This window comes from Mesorhizobium sp. WSM3862, assembly GCF_002294985.1.
GTDB lineage: Bacteria > Pseudomonadota > Alphaproteobacteria > Rhizobiales > Rhizobiaceae > Mesorhizobium.
The window spans coordinates 47372-64679 of sequence record NZ_NSGE01000001.1 but is presented as its reverse complement, the minus strand read 5'-3'; the positions used below and the strand labels follow the sequence as shown (position 1 = coordinate 64679).

Here is a 17308-nt window from a genome sequence, read left to right as displayed (position 1 = left end):
GGACGCTGCAATGCTCGCGAGCATTTCAACGATGCATCCAAAAGCGCTCTTTTCATCCCATTTCTTGGCCGCTAGAGCACTAGCCCAGACAATTCGCAGGACTTTCAATGACACTCTACCGGGCCAACCCGAAAGACGGTGTCGCCTGGATCACGGGCGGCAGCAGCGGCCTCGGCCGGGCGCTGGCCAAGGATCTGGCGAGGCAGGGCTATGCCGTCGCGGTGACGGCGCTGGCCAGCGACCCAGCCGACACGCTGCTGGTCGAGACCGCGCAGATGGCGGGCCACGTGAAATCCTTTCCCTGCGATGTGACCGACGAAGAAGGGATGGCACGCACTGTCGCGGCGATCGAGAAAGACATGGGGCCGATCGTGCTTGCCGTCTTCAACGCCGGCAACTACATCGCCACCCCCGGTGAGCATCTCGTGGTGCGCGATTTTCATCGTTCCTTCGCCGTCAATTATTTCGGCATCGTCAACGGACTGGTGCCTGCGGTCGACTATATGCGCACGCGAGGACGCGGGCATGTCGTCCTGGTCGGGTCGGTCACGGCCTATTCCGGCTGGCCGACCACCGCCGCCTATGGCGGCACCAAAGCGGCAATCAACATCCTGGCGGAATCGCTGAAATACGACTTCGACAAGATGAACATCCGCATCCAGGTGATGAATCCGGGCTTCGTCGACACGCCGCTGACCGAGAAGAACATGCTGCCGATGCCGGGCCTGATGCCTGTTCATCGGGCATCGCGCCGCATGGCGCGCGGCATCCGGAGGGGAGGCTTCGAAGTCACCTTCCCCTATCACATAAGCTGGCCGCTGAAGCTGCTGGGCCTGCTGCCGCGACCCGTAGGCCGACTGGTGATCGGGCTGACCACCAGCTGGCGGGGACGGCCGTTGTATTTCGACCGCAAGACGCCGGGCGAAAAAAGTCCAACGGACAAAGCGGCGTAAAGCGCCTCGCGCTGAAACGCATTCAGGCAACGCGCTTTATGCCTTTCTATGCAAGTCGTTTCGCAAAACCGTCGCAGGCTTTTGCACGACATCCGCTGATCCGGGAGAGATTGCCTCTCGGTGGGCACCGCCATAGGTTGAGAATTGTTGCTTGGAGTCGGTCATGGGGCGACGGATCTTGCTTGCGGTACTGGGTCTCGTCGTTATCCTCCTCTCAGGCTTTTACCTCGGCCCACGCGTGGCGGTCGATACGACGATCCGTTTCGATCCTTCGGCGATCGGCGACGATCCGCAGGCCTATCTGGCGCGCGAAGAAGCGGCCGTGCCCAATATCCGTGACGGATTGGACAAGGAGATCATCTGGGCGAACCCGTTGGTTCACGCCAAGACCAAGCTTGCGATCGTCTACATCCACGGGTTTTCGGCTTCCAAGGGCGAGATCCGGCCGCTGCCGGACGATGTCGCCGGGGAGCTCGAGGCCAATCTCTTCTACACCCGCCTGACCGGCCACGGGCAGGACGGCGCGGCCATGGCGGAAGGCAGCGTGAATGCCTGGATCAACGACTATGAGGAGGCATTGGCGATCGGCCGCGCGATCGGCGAGAAGGTGATCGTTATCGCCACCTCGACCGGCGCCTCACTGGCGACATGGGCTGCAACCCAGCCTGGTGCTTCCGACGGCGTCGCGGCAATCGCATTCATCTCGCCTAATTTCGGCGTCAAGGCGTCGGGCGCCGAGGTCCTTACCCTGCCTTGGGGCAGAGAGATTGCCGAGCTCGTCGGCGGCAGGGAGCGCAGTTTTCCGGCGCGCAATGCGCTGCACGAAAAATTCTGGACCACCAAATATCCGATCGCGGCGGCCTTGCCGATGGCTGCGCTCACCGAGCTCGCCTATCGCGCGCCGGTCGAGAAGGCGACCATCCCTGCCCTGTTCATCTTCTCGGATGCGGACAAGGTGGTGCGGCCGGACCGCACGCGCGAGGTCGCCGGCCGCTGGGGCGGTCCGCACGAACTGGTGCCGGTCGACGATACGGGCGATCCGGACAACCACGTCATTGCAGGCGATGCGCTATCGCCGCAGACCACGGGCTTTCTGACAGAGCGGATCGTGGTGTGGGTGAAGGCGCTGATGCAGCAGCAATCAAGTCCGTGAGACGACCAACGGCCGGAGCGTTGCTTCCGGCCGTTATGCGATTTCAATCAAACCTCGGTGGGACTTTAAGCGGCCCGGTTCGCCGGCCGCTTGCCGCCGAAGCGGCGCTTGTTGTTGCCCTTGAAGCGCTTGAAGCCGTCAGGCTTGTGCTCGCCATTCGGCTTGGCGCCCGCAGGACGTTCGCCTTGCGGCTTGGGCGCGAATTGGCGCTCGCCACCGGGCTTGCCGCCGAAGCGCTTCTTGCCGTTGTTGCCGCTGCCGGGACGGCGGCCATCACGACGGCCGCCATGTTGCTCGCGGTCATTGGCCGGCTCGATATGACGCTCGGTCCTTTCCTTCGGATCGCGCTGCGGGTCGGGACTGCCGAGATGATCGGCAATGACCGGAAGCTTCATGCGGATGATGCGCTCGACCTGCCGCAGCTTGCCGTTCTCCGATGGATCGCAAAGCGTGATCGCGATGCCGTCCCTGCCGTTGCGGCCGGTACGGCCGATACGGTGGACATAGCTCTCCGCTTCGTCCGGCAAGTCGAAATTCACGACATGGCTGATGCCTGGGACGTCGATGCCGCGCGCGGCGATATCGGTCGCCACCAAAATACGCACCGAGCCGTCGCGGAAATCGTTGAGCGCCTTCTGGCGCGCGTTCTGCGACTTGTTGCCGTGGATCACTGCGGCGTCGAAGCCGTCGCGGGCAAGGTCCTTGGTGACGCGGTCGGCGCCATGCTTGGTGCGCGAGAACACGATGACCGAGCGCATCGCCTCGTCGGCCAGCATCTTGGACAGCACTTGGCGCTTCTGCTTGGTGCGGGCAAGCACCACGCTTTGCACGATCTCGGCCGCCGTCGTGCTCTGCGGGGAGACTTCGATGCGGACGGCGTCCTTCAGCAAGCCCTTGGCGAGTTCCGCGATCTCGTTCGGCATGGTGGCCGAGAACAGCGCGGTCTGGCGGTTCGGCGCGGTCGCCTTGGCGATGCGCTTGACGTCGTTGATGAAGCCCATGTCGAGCATGCGGTCGCCCTCGTCGAGCACCAGCCATTTGGTATCGGCAAGGATGAGGTCGCCTTCCCGCACCAGGTCGGTCAGCCGGCCGGGCGTGGCGATCAGGATATCGACGCCGGGTGCGATCTTCTTCACCTGGCTGTAGCGGGAGACGCCGCCGAGCACGAGCGCGGTCGAGATGTGCGCGCCCTTGGCGAGCAGCTTGATGGTGTCCTCGATCTGTACCGCTAGCTCGCGTGTCGGCGCCAGGATCAGCGCGCGCGCCGTCTTTGGCCGGCGCTTCGTGCCGAGCCCGATGATCTTCGACAGGATCGGCAGCGCGAAAGCCGCCGTCTTGCCCGAACCGGTCTGAGCAATGCCGAATATGTCGCGGCCTTCGATCTGCGGCGGGATCGCCTGCACCTGGATCGGCTTCGGATCCGTGAAGCCCGCGGCATTGGCGGCCTTGAGCAGCGCGCCGGTGATTCCAAGGGTAGCGAAACCGTTCTGGTCCGCCTGATTTTCATTGGTCAAAATAGTCTTCTTTCACGCGGCCCTGTGGCCGCAAACATCATGGCGGCAGGGCGCAACCTGCCGTCGAAAAATTGTCAGGAAACGACAAGGCGGCGGACGGGGAGCGTCCGCGCGGCTGCGCTGTCGTGCCCGCGGGCGTCATGCCCCGGGGCTCTTTCGCCAGCTTGCCGATCGACGGGAGGGCCCACCGGAAAGAGGGAAAACAGACGCAACCAGTCTCAATTAGTGGAGAAAGCCGAAGTTCGGCCCAAGCGCCTATGCGACCGCATATGGCCGAGTCCGCCGCAAAATGCAAGGGTGGATGTTGCAGCGCAACAAAACGCCGATCGAAAAGCGACGCTTGCGCTGCGCTGCCCTCACGATTACCACAAACCACTTTTCTATTGTGGGGGCAGCGATGAAGGACGTGCTGAAGGAACTCGAGCGCCGTCGCGAGATCGCCCGGATGGGCGGCGGCAAGCAACGGATCGAGGCCCAGCACAAGAAGGGCAAGCTCACCGCCCGCGAGCGCATCGACGTCTTCCTCGACGAGGGTTCGTTCGAGGAGTTCGACATGTATGTCGAGCACCGCTCAACCGACTTCGGCATGGAGAAAACCAAGATCGCGGGCGACGGCGTTGTCACAGGCTGGGGCACCGTCAACGGCCGTCCAGTCTACCTTTTTGCCAAGGATTTCACCGTCTTCGGCGGCTCGCTGTCTGAGGCGCATGCCGAGAAGGTGGTCAAGGTGCAGGAGATGGCGCTGCGCAATCGCGCGCCGATCATCGGCCTCTACGACGCGGGCGGCGCACGCATCCAGGAAGGCGTGGCCGCGCTCGGCGGCTATGCCGAGATTTTTCAGCGCAACGTGCTCGCCTCCGGCGTCATCCCGCAGATTTCGCTGATCATGGGCCCGTGTGCCGGCGGCGATGTCTATTCGCCGGCCATGACCGACTTCATCTTCATGGTGCGCGACACCTCCTACATGTTCGTCACCGGGCCAGACGTGGTGAAGACGGTGACCAATGAAACGGTGACGGCCGAAAGCCTCGGCGGCGCCACGGTGCACACGACCCGATCCTCCATCGCCGACGGCGCCTATGACAACGACGTCGAGGCGCTGCTGCAGATGCGCCGGCTGATTGACCTGTTGCCGGCGTCCAATACGGCAGAGATTCCCGAGATCGAATGCTACCAGTCGGTGACGGACCATGACATGTCGCTCGACCGGCTGATTCCGGACAACGCCAATAAGCCTTACGACATCAAGGAACTGATCCTGAAGGTTGCCGACGAAGGCGACTTCTTCGAAATCCAGGCGAGCTTCGCCAAGAACATCGTCACCGGCTTCGGCCGTGTGGAGGGGCGAACCGTCGGCTTCGTCGCCAACCAGCCGATGGTTCTGGCCGGCGTGCTCGACTCCGACGCCAGCCGCAAGGCGGCGCGCTTCGTGCGCTTCTGCGACTGCTTCTCGATCCCGATCGTTACCTTGGTCGACGTTCCAGGCTTTCTGCCAGGCACCGCGCAGGAATATGGCGGGCTGATCAAGCATGGCGCAAAACTGCTGTTCGCCTATGCCGAAGCGACCGTGCCGAAGATCACCGTGATCACCCGGAAAGCCTATGGCGGCGCCTATGACGTGATGGCGTCGAAGCACCTGCGCGGCGACATGAACTATGCCTGGCCGACGGCGCAGATTGCGGTGATGGGCGCAAGGGGGGCGGTCGAGATCATCTACCGCAAGGACATCGGCAACGCGGAGAAGATCGCCGCCCACACCAAAGCATACGAGGATCGGTTCCTGTCGCCCTTCGTCGCGGCCGAACGCGGCTATATCGACGAGGTGATCATGCCGCATTCGACGCGCCGCCGGATCGCGCGGGCGCTGCGCATGCTGCGCAACAAGGATATGCAGAACCCCTGGAAGAAGCACGAGAACATTCCGCTGTGAGGCGGTGGTGTCGCGACTGGTCCTTGTAGCGGGCAAGCATTTCGGCAGGTTCGCCGTTATTCTCGTTGCTTAGCCCCTCTCCTTCCGCTTGGCCTCGCGACGGGGAGTCGCCGACCATCTCAATCGGTGGAACCTCGAAAGCCGGCCGGCGGCTGGAACTCTGGCTTACGCAATCCGTCGTCGGAGGTTGACAACTGGCAACCTCTAATCACATTCAAATCACATCAATGTGATGACGGTGCTGAATGCTAATAACCCTTGCAACAAAGGGCGTCGTTCCGTGCAAAGGCTACGGCGGGATAGAACGTCAGGTCGACTGGCTGGCCACTGAACTGGTCAGGCAGGGCCACCATGTCGTCCTCGTGGCGGGCCCTGGATCGTCACATCCACTGTGCGAAGTCCGGCATGCTGTGAGCGATGCCGAGTGCCGCGCGGCGATCCCCAAGGACACCCAAATCGTCCACCTTCATGCGTGGAAGGTCGAGGTTGACTTCCCGACCCTCAACACCGAGCGGGGCCATTTACCGGATTATCCGCGGCCGCAACCGAACTGGAGCTTCATCAGCGCACGGCACGCCCAGCTGCACGGCCGCAAGACCTTCGTCTACAACGGCTTTCCGGTGGATGACTATCGGCTGGCCGAATCGAAGAGCGATCGCCTCCTCTTCATGGCGGCCATCGCACGCGCCGGAAAGGGCTTGAACCGGGCAGTCGAGCTCGCCAGGAAATTCGACTTTCCCCTCGATATCGCTGGCGGCTCGCGGTGGAAATTGCTCGGCCGAAGTCGGACCCGCCGCGAGGGGGTCTTTTTCAAGAGTCTTTCCCGCCGCTATCGCTTCAACGGCGTCGTCGACGGCGACGACAAGCTGCGCCTGCTGGGCGCATCGAAGGCCTTCCTCAATCCGATCGCCTGGGAAGAGCCTTTCGGCAATGCGCCGGTCGAGGCGATGCTGTGCGGCACGCCCGTTTTGACCACAGCGCGCGGCGCCCTGCCGGAGACGGTGGACACGGATACGGGCCGATTCTTCGAGAGCGACGAGGAGTTCGCTGAAGGTCTTGCCGAGGTCGCAGACCTGTGCATTCGCAAATGCCGTGAATCTGCCGCCGACAGATTTCCGGTCGCGAAAACCGCGAAGGCCTATCTGGAACTCTATGCCCGCATCCTTGATGGCGAAGCGCTTCCGTGACAAGGAACCGGCATGCTCGCCGTTCGCGGCGACTGTGTCGGATCGAAAAGGTATCGCGCGTTGCGCCCCATTCTCGTGTTCTGCTTGCCGGCAATCGGCGACTTCATCCGCTGCCATTCGGCAATTCAAATCATAGCAGCGACGTTTCCTGGACAGCCGATCGACGTCATCACCTCGCCGCTCGCCGCGCCGCTGGCGCGCTTGATGCCGCATGTCCGGAAGGCCTGGACCGTCGAGAGGCATTGGAACCCCGGTCTCAAGGAGCGGGCGCGGCTGGCGCGCGAACTCCGCCAGGAGAATTATCAGGCAGCCTATCTGCTCACCAGCAGCACCAAGGCGGCCCTGGTGCCGTGGCTGGCGGGCATTCCCGAGCGCATCGGATATCCGCGCGAGCTCCAGTTCGGCATCGTCAACCGGCTGCCCGCGGGATGGCTGAAAACCTTCGTGGCCTTCGGCCCGCGCAAGACAAGGCTCGTCGAACAGGTCTGTGCGATCGCGCTCCTCGGCAAGCAGCCCGCCGAGGAAAAACAGCTGCCGGCCCCGCGGCTGGCGATTTCGTCCGAAGACGTTGCCAAGTGGCGCCGGCGCAACGGCATCGATCCGGCAAGGCCGGTGCTTTCCCTCTATACTTCCGATTTCGAGAACATGCGCTCCTGGCCGCCCGAGCGCTTCGTCTCGGTCGCGCGAAAGCATATGGAACGGGGCTGGTCCGTCTGGCTTGTCGGCGGTCCGCGCGAACGCCAGGCTGCCGCCCAGATTCGCGCCTTGTTGCCTGAGGCGATCGACTTCACCTCGACGCCCGACATTGCAGAGGCCATGCACCAGATCGCGGCCTCCACCGTCTTTCTCGGTGTCGACGGCGGTGTGTCCCATGCAGCCGGCGCCTTAGGCATTCCAAGCGTGCTCATCTTCGGCTCGAACCGATCCTACGTGCATGGACCCTTGAACGAGCAGGTAACCTTCATCGAGCCCCCGATCTCGATACCGAGCTGGGTCCTGAACACGCGCGGTATCAGTGAGCAGCGTGTGCTCGAAGCGCTGGCGACAAGCGTCGAAAAATACGCACCGCAGCAGGCATGACCTTATTCCTCGGTGGCGGCGCCAAAGCCCGCGCTCATGCTGGCGCGGCCGGTGTTCGTCCACGGCGTCGCATGGTTGTCGATGCGCATCTGGAACAGGAAATAGGTCGGCGAGCAGAAGCCGATGCCCTTGACCCTGGAGGCACCGGGCGTGTCGGACGGCAGCGACTGGCACATATAGTCTTCGCGGCAGAAACGATCGGCCGAGCAGGCCGGACGGTTACCGCGATTGACGGCGCCGCCGAGGCATTGGTCGAAATTGTTGGTCGCCACGCAAATATCGAACTTCTTGCCGCCGACCAGGCCGCAGATTTCGCTCGGCATCGGCTTGCCAGCATTGAAAGCGGAGAAGGCCAGATCCTTGGCGTCGCAGCCGCGATAGGCGAAGCCGCCTGGCACACCGATCTTGGGCGGCCGGCAGGTATAGGCGGTGCGTGAAATGGCGGGCGCGAACGCCGCGAACTGGCCGGTGACGTTGTAACGGTCGTTGAAGGGCTGCGCGGTGTCGCTGGCAATCGTTCCGGTCAAGCAGGGATGGCCGGAAAAGATTTTCCGGCTCTCCTTCGGCAGCAGGCATTGCGCCAGTTTCGTCCTAACCCCTGTAGCGGTCGCGATCGGTGTGCAGACCGTGCCGGCTCCGCATTGCCAGCTGCTGCCGAAGCGGGCGGCGTCTTCCGGCACCAGGCACGGCATGGTTGTCTCGGCCGGCGTATAGGCGATCTCGCCGGTGTCTTTCCACACGGCGGGTGGTGCGAAGGACAACGGGCGAAACCCGTTCGCTTCTCTGCCTTCCACAGTCTCCTGCAGCCACGCCTCGCGGCGCGGAATCTCGGCATGGAGATGCGGCGAGATGCCGACTTCGATGCGGTTGAGCGGCGAGGTCGTGCTATCGTCGAGGCCGATGAAATGGAATCCGGCGGTCGAGCCCGCCTGATGGCAGCCTTGGCAGGCGCCATTGTCGAGCCGCTCGATCAAGGCTTCGGCCGTGCGCGCCAATGTCAGTTTCGAATAGTCGACCCCGGCAAACGCCTCCGGTTCTAACAGTGGCGTGAATGGATGATTGGCCTGCCTGGCACTGCCGAAGGTCGACCAGGAGATGACCTTCTTCGCCAGGAATTCATCCGGGATTTCGTAAACGCCGAGATCGATTGCACCGGCATTGGCGCGGACATAGTCCGTAAGCCTCGCCTTCAACCGCGCGTCTTGCGCAAGGCGGATGGTGTCCGGCGTATTTTCGAGCGGTTTCTGGCTGATTGTGGTGCCGTCGATACCGAAGATGCGCATGAGATAGGCGGCCTGACCGCCAAATTCGGTCTCCTGGCCGGAAGGAAAGCGCACCACCTGAGCGTTGAGTTCGAGCTGCTTGAAGGAGAGGCTCGCTTTATCCAGCGGTCCGCCGGACAGCCACCCGGCATCCGCCGCTTCGTCGATCTGCGGCGTCCAGCGCCCGGCGACGCCGGTACAGCCGCCGTCGGCGTCGGGAGCTGCGCGGTAAACGGCATTGAAATTGAACGGCAGCCTCGAGGCCAACACCTTGCCGTTCTTCCTGAAACTATAGGCAAGGCGGTAGATGAAGCGCACCTCGCCGCAGCTCGCTTCCCCACCGAGCTTTGCGAAGTCACGCCGGTCAAGCCGGTTGACGACGCCGACCAGCCGGAAACGCGCCGCGTCGGTCTTCAGCCAGCGCATGTCCATGATGCGGCCGACATTGCCGTCGGTCGCCTCATAGAGCGGCCGGCCGCCTGCTTTCATGTCGGCGCGCAGTGCTGCGACATCGGCCGCTACGGTTTCGACGATGGCGTGGTAGGCCAGCGCCGCGTCATAGAGCGTTTTCAGATCGTCCTTGCCGCTGATGCCAAAAATACCGGCGAATCCGAAGCCATCGGCGTCGAGCTTGGCGAGCACCTGCGGATCGTCCACGACCGTGACCGGACGACCGGCAGCATCAGCCGCCCGCACGCCAAGAACAGCGATGGCAGCGACCGCGACAAGGATCGCCAGCCTCATCATCGAGCAGCCATCCCATTTTCGACCAACGCGTGCAGCACAGGCACCATGGCCAAAGGCAAATCCTCGGCGATCAGGCCGGGTCCGAACCGGCTGCCGGCTTCGGCGTGTATCCAGACAGCCGCGCAGGCCGCTTCAAACGCCGGCATGCCTTGTGCCAGGAGCCCGGCGATGATGCCCGCCAGCACGTCGCCCGAACCCGCGGTGGCAAGCCATGGCGCGCCATTGCCGTTGTTCGCGGCGCGGCCGTCAGGTGCTGCGATCACCGTGTCGGCGCCTTTGTAGACGATGACGGCGTTGGCTCGCGCCGCCGCCGCGCGGGCCTTGCCGAGTTTGGAAAGCACCTTGTCGCCCGCTGCCTCAGGGAACAGCCTGCCGAACTCGCCTTCATGCGGCGTCATCACCAGCGCCGGGGCGCCGGACTTTCGGGCAGCCTGGAAAAGCGTCTCAGGCTCCTCGCGAAACGAGGTGATGCCGTCGGCGTCGAGCACCAGCCCTTCAACGCCGGTGTCCTGCGCGTGCCCGGCGCCGAGCAGCGCCAGGGCAAAATCGCGCGCCTTTTCGCCGACGCCAAACCCCGGGCCGAGCACAAAGGACGAGGGGCGGCGGTCGGCAAGGAACGCACCGAGATCGGCAACCGCGTCGACCTTGCGCAGCATGATCGATGTCAGATGCGCGGCATTGACCTGCATGGCGTTCGCCGGCGACAGCACTGTCACCGCCCCTGCCCCGCTTCTTGCGGCTGCGAGCGCCGACAGGCGCGCGGCACCGGTGGCCGCAGGACCGCCCGAAAAGACACTGACATGACCGCGCTTGTATTTGTGCGCATCGACGGCCGGAACCGGAAAGACAGGCAGCCAGGGCGCCGGCGCATTCTCGAAACTGCGCGGCGCGACTCGAGCGATGATGTCGTCACCGATGCCGATGTCGGCGAGCACGATCTCGCCGCTCATTTCCCGCCCCGGCAGCAGCAGATGCCCCGGTTTCTTTCGCGCGAACGTCACGGTAACCGCCGCCCGAAATGCGCTGCCGAGGATGGCGCCGCTTTCGCCGGAAACGCCCGAGGGCAGGTCCACGGCGACGACCGGCAAGCCGAGATCCGTAACGACCTGGACGGCCCGGGCGGCATCGCCCGACAGTGCTTTCGAGAGCCCCGCTCCGTACAGCGCGTCGATCACCAGCGATCCCGGTTCGGCCGCGAAGGCAGATAGCGGTCGTGGCTCCAACGGGCAATCGGCTGCAGCCAGCGCGGCATCGCTGCCCGCGCGCGGTTCGCCCGATCTCCACAAAGCAACGTTGACACCGCCCTTCCGGAGCAGGCTCGCCACGACATAGCCGTCGCCGCCGTTGTTGCCGGGTCCGCAAAGCACGTGCACCCGTGCCGCCGCCGGATAGCGCGCCATGAGCACGGCCGCCACGGCCTCGCCGGCCCGGCGCATCAATCCGTAGCCGTCGAGCGGGCCTTGTGTGATCGCCAGCCGGTCGGCTTCGGCCATTTCGGACGGCGAAAGAAGTTCATTGCGCATGGGATTGCCGATCTCCATCCGATCAAGCATTGTCCGATTTGCGGCTCGAAGCAAACAGCGGCGGCCGAATGCATCCCAAAGCGGTGGCGCCGGGAGGGGAATCTGCCTGCAAATTGCGCTATCTGCTCAAGTTTTGCGCAGACGGATGGAGGAGCGATGTATAGGCTTTGGGCGTCGATGACGCATCCGATGCAGCGGATGACGCGGATTTGCATTCGGATGCGGCAAGGCATGGAAATCGCCCGATACCGCCCTCAACCTCTGGTAATTGGCACGCTTCGTGCTTGATGAAGACGCAAGCGGGGCGCGCAACCCGTCTCTTTGGCAGTGGAGGCCACTTTCTACATGAAAAAGATCGAAGCGATCATCAAGCCATTCAAGCTGGACGAAGTGAAGGAAGCGCTTCAGGAGGCCGGGCTGCAAGGCATCACCGTCACCGAGGCCAAGGGTTTCGGTCGGCAGAAGGGCCATACCGAGCTTTATCGGGGCGCCGAATATGTCGTCGACTTCCTGCCCAAGGTGAAGATCGAGGTCGTGCTCGGCGACGACGCCGTCGAAGGCGCCATCGAAGCCATACGCAAGGCGGCGCAGACCGGCCGCATCGGCGACGGCAAGATCTTCGTCTCCAACATCGAGGAAGTCGTTCGCATCCGCACCGGCGAGACCGGCATGGACGCGGTCTGACTCCGCCCGTCTTCCTGAACCGTCATCATCAAAAAAACGTCAGCACACAGGGATACATGACATGACGACAGCCAAAGACATCATGAAGCAGATCAAGGACAACGATGTAAAATTCGTCGACCTGCGCTTCACCGATCCGAGGGGCAAGCTGCAGCATGTGACGATGGACGTCGTGGAGGTCGAGGAAGACATGTTCGCCGACGGCGTCATGTTCGACGGCTCCTCGATCGCGGGCTGGAAGGCGATCAACGAGTCCGACATGGTGCTGATGCCGGACACGGATACGGTCCACATGGATCCGTTCTTCGCCCAGTCGACCATGGTCATCCTGTGCGACATCCTCGATCCGATCTCGGGCGAGGCCTACAACCGCGACCCGCGCGGCACCGCCAAGAAGGCCGAAGCCTACATGAAGTCGGAAGGCATCGGCGACACCATCTATGTCGGCCCCGAAGCCGAGTTCTTCGTGTTCGATGACGTCAAGTACAAGGCCGATCCCTATAACACCGGGTTCCGCCTGGATTCGACCGAGCTGCCGTCCAACGACGACACCGACTACGAGACCGGCAATCTCGGCCATCGGCCGCGCATCAAGGGCGGCTACTTCCCTGTGCCGCCGATCGACTCCTGCCAGGACATGCGTTCCGAGATGCTGACGGTGCTCGCCGAAATGGGCGTGCGCGTCGAAAAGCATCACCACGAGGTCGCGGCCGCCCAGCACGAACTCGGCATCAAGTTCGACACGCTGGTGCGCAACGCCGACAAGATGCTGATCTATAAGTATGTCGTGCACCAGGTCGCCAATGCCTATGGCAAGACGGCCACTTTCATGCCGAAGCCGGTGTTCGGCGACAACGGCTCGGGCATGCACGTGCACCAGTCGATCTGGAAGGGCGGCAAGCCGACCTTCGCCGGCAACGAATACGCCGGCTTGTCGGAGACCTGCCTCTTCTACATCGGCGGCATCATCAGGCACGCCAAGGCGATCAATGCCTTCACCAACCCGCTTACCAACTCCTATAAGCGTCTGGTGCCGGGTTACGAAGCGCCGGTGCTGCTCGCCTATTCGGCGCGCAACCGTTCCGCCTCCTGCCGCATTCCGTTCGGCTCCTCGCCGAAGTCGAAGCGCGTCGAGGTTCGCTTCCCCGATCCGGGCGCGAACCCCTATCTCGGCTTTGCCGCCATGCTGATGGCGGGTCTCGACGGCATCAAGAACAAGATTCATCCCGGACAGCCGATGGACAAGGATCTCTACGACCTGCCGCCGAAGGAATTGAAGAAGATCCCGACGGTCTGCGGCTCCCTGCGCGAAGCGTTGCAGAACCTCGACAAGGACCGCGGCTTCCTGAAGGCAGGCGGCGTGTTCGACGACGACCAGATCGACTCTTACATCGAGCTCAAGATGGCCGAGGTGATGCGCTTCGAAATGACCCCGCACCCGGTCGAGTACGACATGTACTATTCGGTGTAAGCGACTGCATTCCCGACAGAAAACAACCCCGGCGAAAGCCGGGGTTTTTTCGTGAACAGCTCGCCAGAGGGCGGAAAGGCCGCAGGACGGGCCTCGTCAGAACAGCAGGCCAGCACTGTCGCGAGAGCGCGGATCTCATCGCCGCCAAGCAAGCCAGGCCTAAAAAAAGCCCCGGCATTTTCGCCAGGGCTTTTTAATCTTCGATGGTCTCGCGGGGAATGCCGCCGACGCATTTAAGGCATTACGCCGCAGCCGAGACCTTCGCGTCGGTCGCGACCTCCGAGATCGTCTTCAAGACCTGCGAGGCGATCTGGTAGGGGTCGCCCTGGGAGTTCGGGCGGCGGTCTTCCAGATAGCCCTTGTAGTCGTTCTTGATGAAGGAGTGCGGCACGCGGATCGAGGCACCGCGGTCGGCAACGCCATAGGAGAACTTGTTCCAAGGCGCGGTCTCATGCTTGCCGGTCAGGCGCTTGTCGTTGTCCGGACCATAGACGGCGATGTGATCCATCAGGTTCTTTTCGAACTGGGCCATCAGCGCCTCGAAATAGGCCTTGCCGCCGACTTCGCGCATGTACTTGGTCGAGAAGTTGCAGTGCATGCCCGAGCCGTTCCAATCGGTATCGCCAAGCGGCTTGCAGTGGAACTCGATGTCGATGCCGTACTTTTCGGTAAGGCGCAGCAGCAGGTAGCGCGCCATCCAGATCTGGTCGGCGGCTTTCTTGGAACCCTTGCCGAAGATCTGGAACTCCCACTGGCCCTTGGCCACTTCGGCGTTGATGCCCTCATGGTTGATGCCGGCGGCGAGACAAAGGTCGAGATGCTCCTCGACGATCTGGCGCGCGACATCGCCGACATTCTTGTAGCCGACGCCGGTGTAATAAGGTCCCTGCGGCGCCGGATAGCCGCTCTCGGGGAAGCCGAGCGGGCGGCCATCCTTGTAGAAGAAATATTCCTGCTCGAAGCCGAACCAGGCGTCCTCGTCGTCGAGGATGGTCGCGCGGCTGTTCGAAGCATGCGGGGTGACGCCATCGGGCATCATGACTTCGCACATGACGAGAACGCCGTTGGTGCGCGCCGGATCCGGATAGAGCGCGACCGGCTTCAGCACGCAGTCGGAGCTGCGGCCTTCGGCCTGGTTCGTGGAAGAGCCGTCGAAGCCCCACAGTGGCAGCTGCTCAAGCGTCGGGAACTCGGCAAACTCCTTGATCTGGGTCTTGCCGCGCAGATTGGGGGTCGGGGTGTAGCCGTCGAGCCAAATATACTCGAGTTTGTATTTGGTCATTCCAGTGCCTCTCGTTGCTTGGACGCCGGGGCGGCATCAACGCATGGCCGGACCGAGCCGGCCTGCCGTGCGCTAAAATGCAATTCGTATGCCACTCTCCTCGTCCAGGGTGCGGCAAAATGGTCATCGCAAAGCGTTGATTTTGCTGAGGCTGCGCAGCAATGCGCGGCGATCGTTCAGGCGCGCTTTCTGCATAAATATTGTGCAGCGACTGATCTTTTTGTGAGCATATTGCCTAAATGAATCGCAGAACCTATCTTGGGAACAGATTTGAATCGACTTGCTCCTGAAGAGGTAGGAGGCCGCCAATGGATGTCACCACGTCCCGTCCTTCGGCAAAGATCCTGATGTTCCCGCTTGCAGGCCGGGCGTCTGCCTCAAATTTAGGCGCAAAGGCGAAATTCGCGGCAGAGCTTGCCTCGTTGCGCAATACGCACGCAGATTTCGACGGCTGGTACCATCAGGCGGCAATCGAGGAAGAACACAAGCAGCGCAAGAGCTGACCAATTCTTTCCAGCTCGAGACGAGAAAAAGCCCGGCGCGATCGCTCGCGCCGGGCTCTTCATTTGCCGAGGATCGGCTACTGCTTGGCGTCCAGATCGGTGCCAAGCGTATCCCTGACGAAGATCATGCCGATGATGAGCGACATCGCGGCGATCACCACCGGGTACCAGAGGCCGTAATAGATGTCGCCCTTGTAGGCGCTGAGTGCGAACACCGTTGCCGGCAGCAGGCCGCCGAACCAGCCATTGCCGATATGGTAAGGCAGCGACATGCCGGTATAGCGGATGCGGGTCGGGAACATCTCGACCAGGATTGCGGCGATCGGCCCGTAGACCATGGTCACGAACACGACCAGGATGAACAGGATGCCGATCGTCACCGGCCAATTCACCGCCTCCGGATCGGCGACCATGGCAAAGGCACCACCGCCCGGGATGTTGTAGACAATGACCTCGGGGGCGCCGGCCGCTTCCTCCTTGGTCAGCAGCTTGTCGGCGACCGCCTTGTCGGTCGGAACGGTCGTCTTCTCGCCGCCGCGGATCGCCGCCGCATCGAGCTTCAATTCCGGATTGGCTGCGACGAAGGCGTCGAGCTTCTGGTCCGGCACCTTGGCCGCGGCCCGCTTCAGCGGATAGCCGCCATCCTGCAGTGACATGTTGACGGCCTTTTGGAAGGCGGCCTCCTTGGCCTTGGCCTGATCGCCGGCGGCGACGGCGTCATAGGACTGCACCGTCTCGTTGCCGATCTTGACCGTGGCGGCGGTGCCGGGTGCCGCCGTCGAAACGACGTCGTAAGGCACCGAGTTCTTGGTCAGGAACGAGGTCGCGATATCGCAGGACGTCGTGAACTTCGCCGTGCCGACCGGATTGAACTGGAACCTGCAGTCGCCGGGTGCCGCGGTCACCGTTGCGCGCGTGTTCTGCTGTGCGGTGGCCAGCGCCGGATTGGCGGCCCAGGTCAGCGCCTTGAACAGCGGGAAGGTGCAGACGATTCCCAAAGCAAGGCCGGCCATGATGATCGGCTTGCGGCCGATCTTGTCGGACAGCCAGCCGAACACGACGAAGAAGATCGAGCCGACGGCAAGCGCGATCGCGATCATGACGTTGACCGACCACGCGTCGACCTTCAGCACGTTCTGCAGGAAGAACAGCGCGTAGAACTGGCCGTTGTACCAGATCACGGCCTGGCCTGCGGTGAGGCCGAGCAGCGCCAGAAGCGCGATCTTGGCATTCTTCCACTGGCCGAAGGCCTCTGACAGCGGCGCCTTGGAGCCCTTGCCCTCCTCCTTCATGCGCTGGAAGGTCGGCGACTCCGAAAGCGACAGCCGGATCCAGATCGAGATGGCAAGCAGCAGAAAGGAGACGATGAAGGGAATGCGCCAGCCCCAGGCAGCGTAGGTTTCCTTGCTGAGGGAACCCTGGACGATGAGGATGACGATCAGCGACAGGAATAGGCCGAGCGTTGCCGTCGTCTGGATCCAGGAGGTGTAGAAGCCGCGGCGATCGTCCGGCGCGTGCTCGGCGACATAGGTTGCGGCACCGCCATATTCGCCGCCAAGCGCCAGCCCCTGCAGCATGCGCAGCCCGATCAGTATCACCGGCGCCGCGATGCCCCAGCTGGCATAGCCGGGCAGCAGGCCGACCAGGAAGGTCGACAGGCCCATGATCGTCATGGTGACGAGGAAGGTGTATTTGCGGCCGACGAGGTCGCCGATGCGGCCGAACACAAGCGCGCCGAAGGGACGGACGAGGAAGCCGGCGGCGAAAGCCAGCAGCGCGAAGATGTTGCGCGTCGCCTCGGGGATGGTCGGGCTGAAGAAGGTCGCGCCGATGAAGGCGGCCAGCGAACCGTAAAGATAGAAATCGTACCATTCGAAAACGGTACCGAGCGAGGAGGCGAAGATGACCTTCTTTTCCTCCCGCGTCATGCCGCGGCTTTTTCCGCCGGCGGTCGATGCCATTGCCATTGATATATCCTCCCGTGGATCCCGTCTGTCCTCGATGGCTGCGCGCCACCGT

General features: G+C 63.0%; 13 protein-coding genes. 8 read left to right on the top strand and 5 right to left on the bottom strand.

Annotation, left to right across the window (positions count from 1 at the left end):
- Window positions 1-107 precede the first annotated feature (107 nt).
- Both CK224_RS00335 and CK224_RS00330 read left to right on the top strand, forming a co-directional pair.
- The gene (locus CK224_RS00335) at window positions 108-953 is read left to right on the top strand and encodes an SDR family oxidoreductase (protein WP_066989643.1); all 846 of its coding nucleotides are present in this window, start codon (window positions 108-110) and stop codon (window positions 951-953) included.
- Between the two features lie 163 nt (window positions 954-1116).
- Window positions 1117-2106: an alpha/beta fold hydrolase gene (locus CK224_RS00330; RefSeq protein WP_066989641.1), complete on the top strand. Its 990-nt coding sequence runs from the start codon at window positions 1117-1119 to the stop codon at window positions 2104-2106.
- A 65-nt stretch (window positions 2107-2171) separates the two neighbouring features.
- On the opposite strand, the gene CK224_RS00325 is transcribed toward CK224_RS00330, so the two are convergent.
- On the bottom strand, window positions 2172-3620 hold the full coding sequence (locus CK224_RS00325; RefSeq protein ID WP_095780455.1) for a DEAD/DEAH box helicase: 1449 nt from the start codon (window positions 3618-3620) through the stop codon (window positions 2172-2174).
- A gap of 397 nt (window positions 3621-4017) precedes the next feature.
- Between CK224_RS00325 and CK224_RS00320 the strand changes: the two genes are divergently transcribed.
- The 3 genes from CK224_RS00320 (at window position 4018) to waaF (ending at window position 7817) form a co-directional block, all read left to right on the top strand.
- Window positions 4018-5550: an acyl-CoA carboxylase subunit beta gene (locus CK224_RS00320; protein WP_095777633.1), complete on the top strand. Its 1533-nt coding sequence runs from the start codon at window positions 4018-4020 to the stop codon at window positions 5548-5550.
- A 410-nt stretch (window positions 5551-5960) separates the two neighbouring features.
- Window positions 5961-6737: a glycosyltransferase gene (locus CK224_RS00315; RefSeq protein WP_245425694.1), complete on the top strand. Its 777-nt coding sequence runs from the start codon at window positions 5961-5963 to the stop codon at window positions 6735-6737.
- A gap of 12 nt (window positions 6738-6749) precedes the next feature.
- A complete protein-coding gene (gene waaF / locus CK224_RS00310) occupies window positions 6750-7817 on the top strand; it encodes a lipopolysaccharide heptosyltransferase II (RefSeq protein ID WP_245425693.1) in 1068 nt (355 codons plus the stop codon).
- Window positions 7818-7819: 2 nt separating this feature from the next.
- On the opposite strand, the gene CK224_RS00305 is transcribed toward waaF, so the two are convergent.
- Both CK224_RS00305 and CK224_RS00300 read right to left on the bottom strand, forming a co-directional pair.
- Window positions 7820-9826: a hypothetical protein gene (locus tag CK224_RS00305; protein WP_095780453.1), complete on the bottom strand. Its 2007-nt coding sequence runs from the start codon at window positions 9824-9826 to the stop codon at window positions 7820-7822.
- On the bottom strand, window positions 9823-11349 hold the full coding sequence (locus CK224_RS00300) for an NAD(P)H-hydrate dehydratase (RefSeq protein ID WP_095780874.1): 1527 nt from the start codon (window positions 11347-11349) through the stop codon (window positions 9823-9825). The genes CK224_RS00305 and CK224_RS00300 overlap by 4 nt, the downstream gene beginning before the upstream one ends.
- Window positions 11350-11694: 345 nt before the next feature.
- Here CK224_RS00300 and CK224_RS00295 point away from each other — a divergent pair, with 345 nt between their 5' ends.
- Window positions 11695-12033 (top strand): P-II family nitrogen regulator, encoded by a 339-nt coding sequence (locus CK224_RS00295; RefSeq protein WP_006205430.1) that lies wholly within the window; start codon window positions 11695-11697, stop codon window positions 12031-12033.
- Window positions 12034-12094: 61 nt separating this feature from the next.
- Window positions 12095-13504, top strand: coding sequence for a type I glutamate--ammonia ligase (glnA, locus tag CK224_RS00290; protein WP_066989632.1), 1410 nt, complete (start codon window positions 12095-12097; stop codon window positions 13502-13504).
- Window positions 13505-13745: 241 nt separating this feature from the next.
- Here the strand turns inward: glnA and CK224_RS00285 are convergent, their stop codons facing one another.
- The gene (locus CK224_RS00285; protein WP_066989630.1) at window positions 13746-14786 is read right to left on the bottom strand and encodes a glutamine synthetase beta-grasp domain-containing protein; all 1041 of its coding nucleotides are present in this window, start codon (window positions 14784-14786) and stop codon (window positions 13746-13748) included.
- A gap of 308 nt (window positions 14787-15094) precedes the next feature.
- On the opposite strand from CK224_RS00285, the gene CK224_RS00280 reads away from it, so the two are divergent.
- Complete coding sequence (locus CK224_RS00280; protein WP_067321438.1) at window positions 15095-15289, top strand: DUF2735 domain-containing protein; 195 nt, start codon at window positions 15095-15097, stop codon at window positions 15287-15289.
- 77 nt (window positions 15290-15366) lie between these two features.
- Here CK224_RS00280 and CK224_RS00275 read toward each other — a convergent pair whose 3' ends face one another.
- Entirely contained in the window at window positions 15367-17256 is a 1890-nt protein-coding gene (locus tag CK224_RS00275; RefSeq protein ID WP_095780452.1) for an MFS transporter, read from the bottom strand.
- Between the last annotated feature and the right edge of the window lie 52 nt (window positions 17257-17308).

Coding starts and splice junctions, on each gene's coding strand:
- CK224_RS00305 (WP_095780453.1), bottom strand. CDS start 9,826: ATGATGAGGCTGGCGATCCTTGTCGCGGTCGCTGCCATCGCTGTTCTT.
- CK224_RS00300 (WP_095780874.1), bottom strand. CDS start 11,349: ATGCGCAATGAACTTCTTTCGCCGTCCGAAATGGCCGAAGCCGACCGG.
- CK224_RS00275 (WP_095780452.1), bottom strand. CDS start 17,256: ATGGCAATGGCATCGACCGCCGGCGGAAAAAGCCGCGGCATGACGCGG.
- CK224_RS00320 (WP_095777633.1), top strand. CDS start 4,018: ATGAAGGACGTGCTGAAGGAACTCGAGCGCCGTCGCGAGATCGCCCGG.
- waaF (WP_245425693.1), top strand. CDS start 6,750: ATGCTCGCCGTTCGCGGCGACTGTGTCGGATCGAAAAGGTATCGCGCG.
- CK224_RS00330 (WP_066989641.1), top strand. CDS start 1,117: ATGGGGCGACGGATCTTGCTTGCGGTACTGGGTCTCGTCGTTATCCTC.
- CK224_RS00295 (WP_006205430.1), top strand. CDS start 11,695: ATGAAAAAGATCGAAGCGATCATCAAGCCATTCAAGCTGGACGAAGTG.
- CK224_RS00335 (WP_066989643.1), top strand. CDS start 108: ATGACACTCTACCGGGCCAACCCGAAAGACGGTGTCGCCTGGATCACG.
- CK224_RS00285 (WP_066989630.1), bottom strand. CDS start 14,786: ATGACCAAATACAAACTCGAGTATATTTGGCTCGACGGCTACACCCCG.
- glnA (WP_066989632.1), top strand. CDS start 12,095: ATGACGACAGCCAAAGACATCATGAAGCAGATCAAGGACAACGATGTA.
- CK224_RS00280 (WP_067321438.1), top strand. CDS start 15,095: ATGGATGTCACCACGTCCCGTCCTTCGGCAAAGATCCTGATGTTCCCG.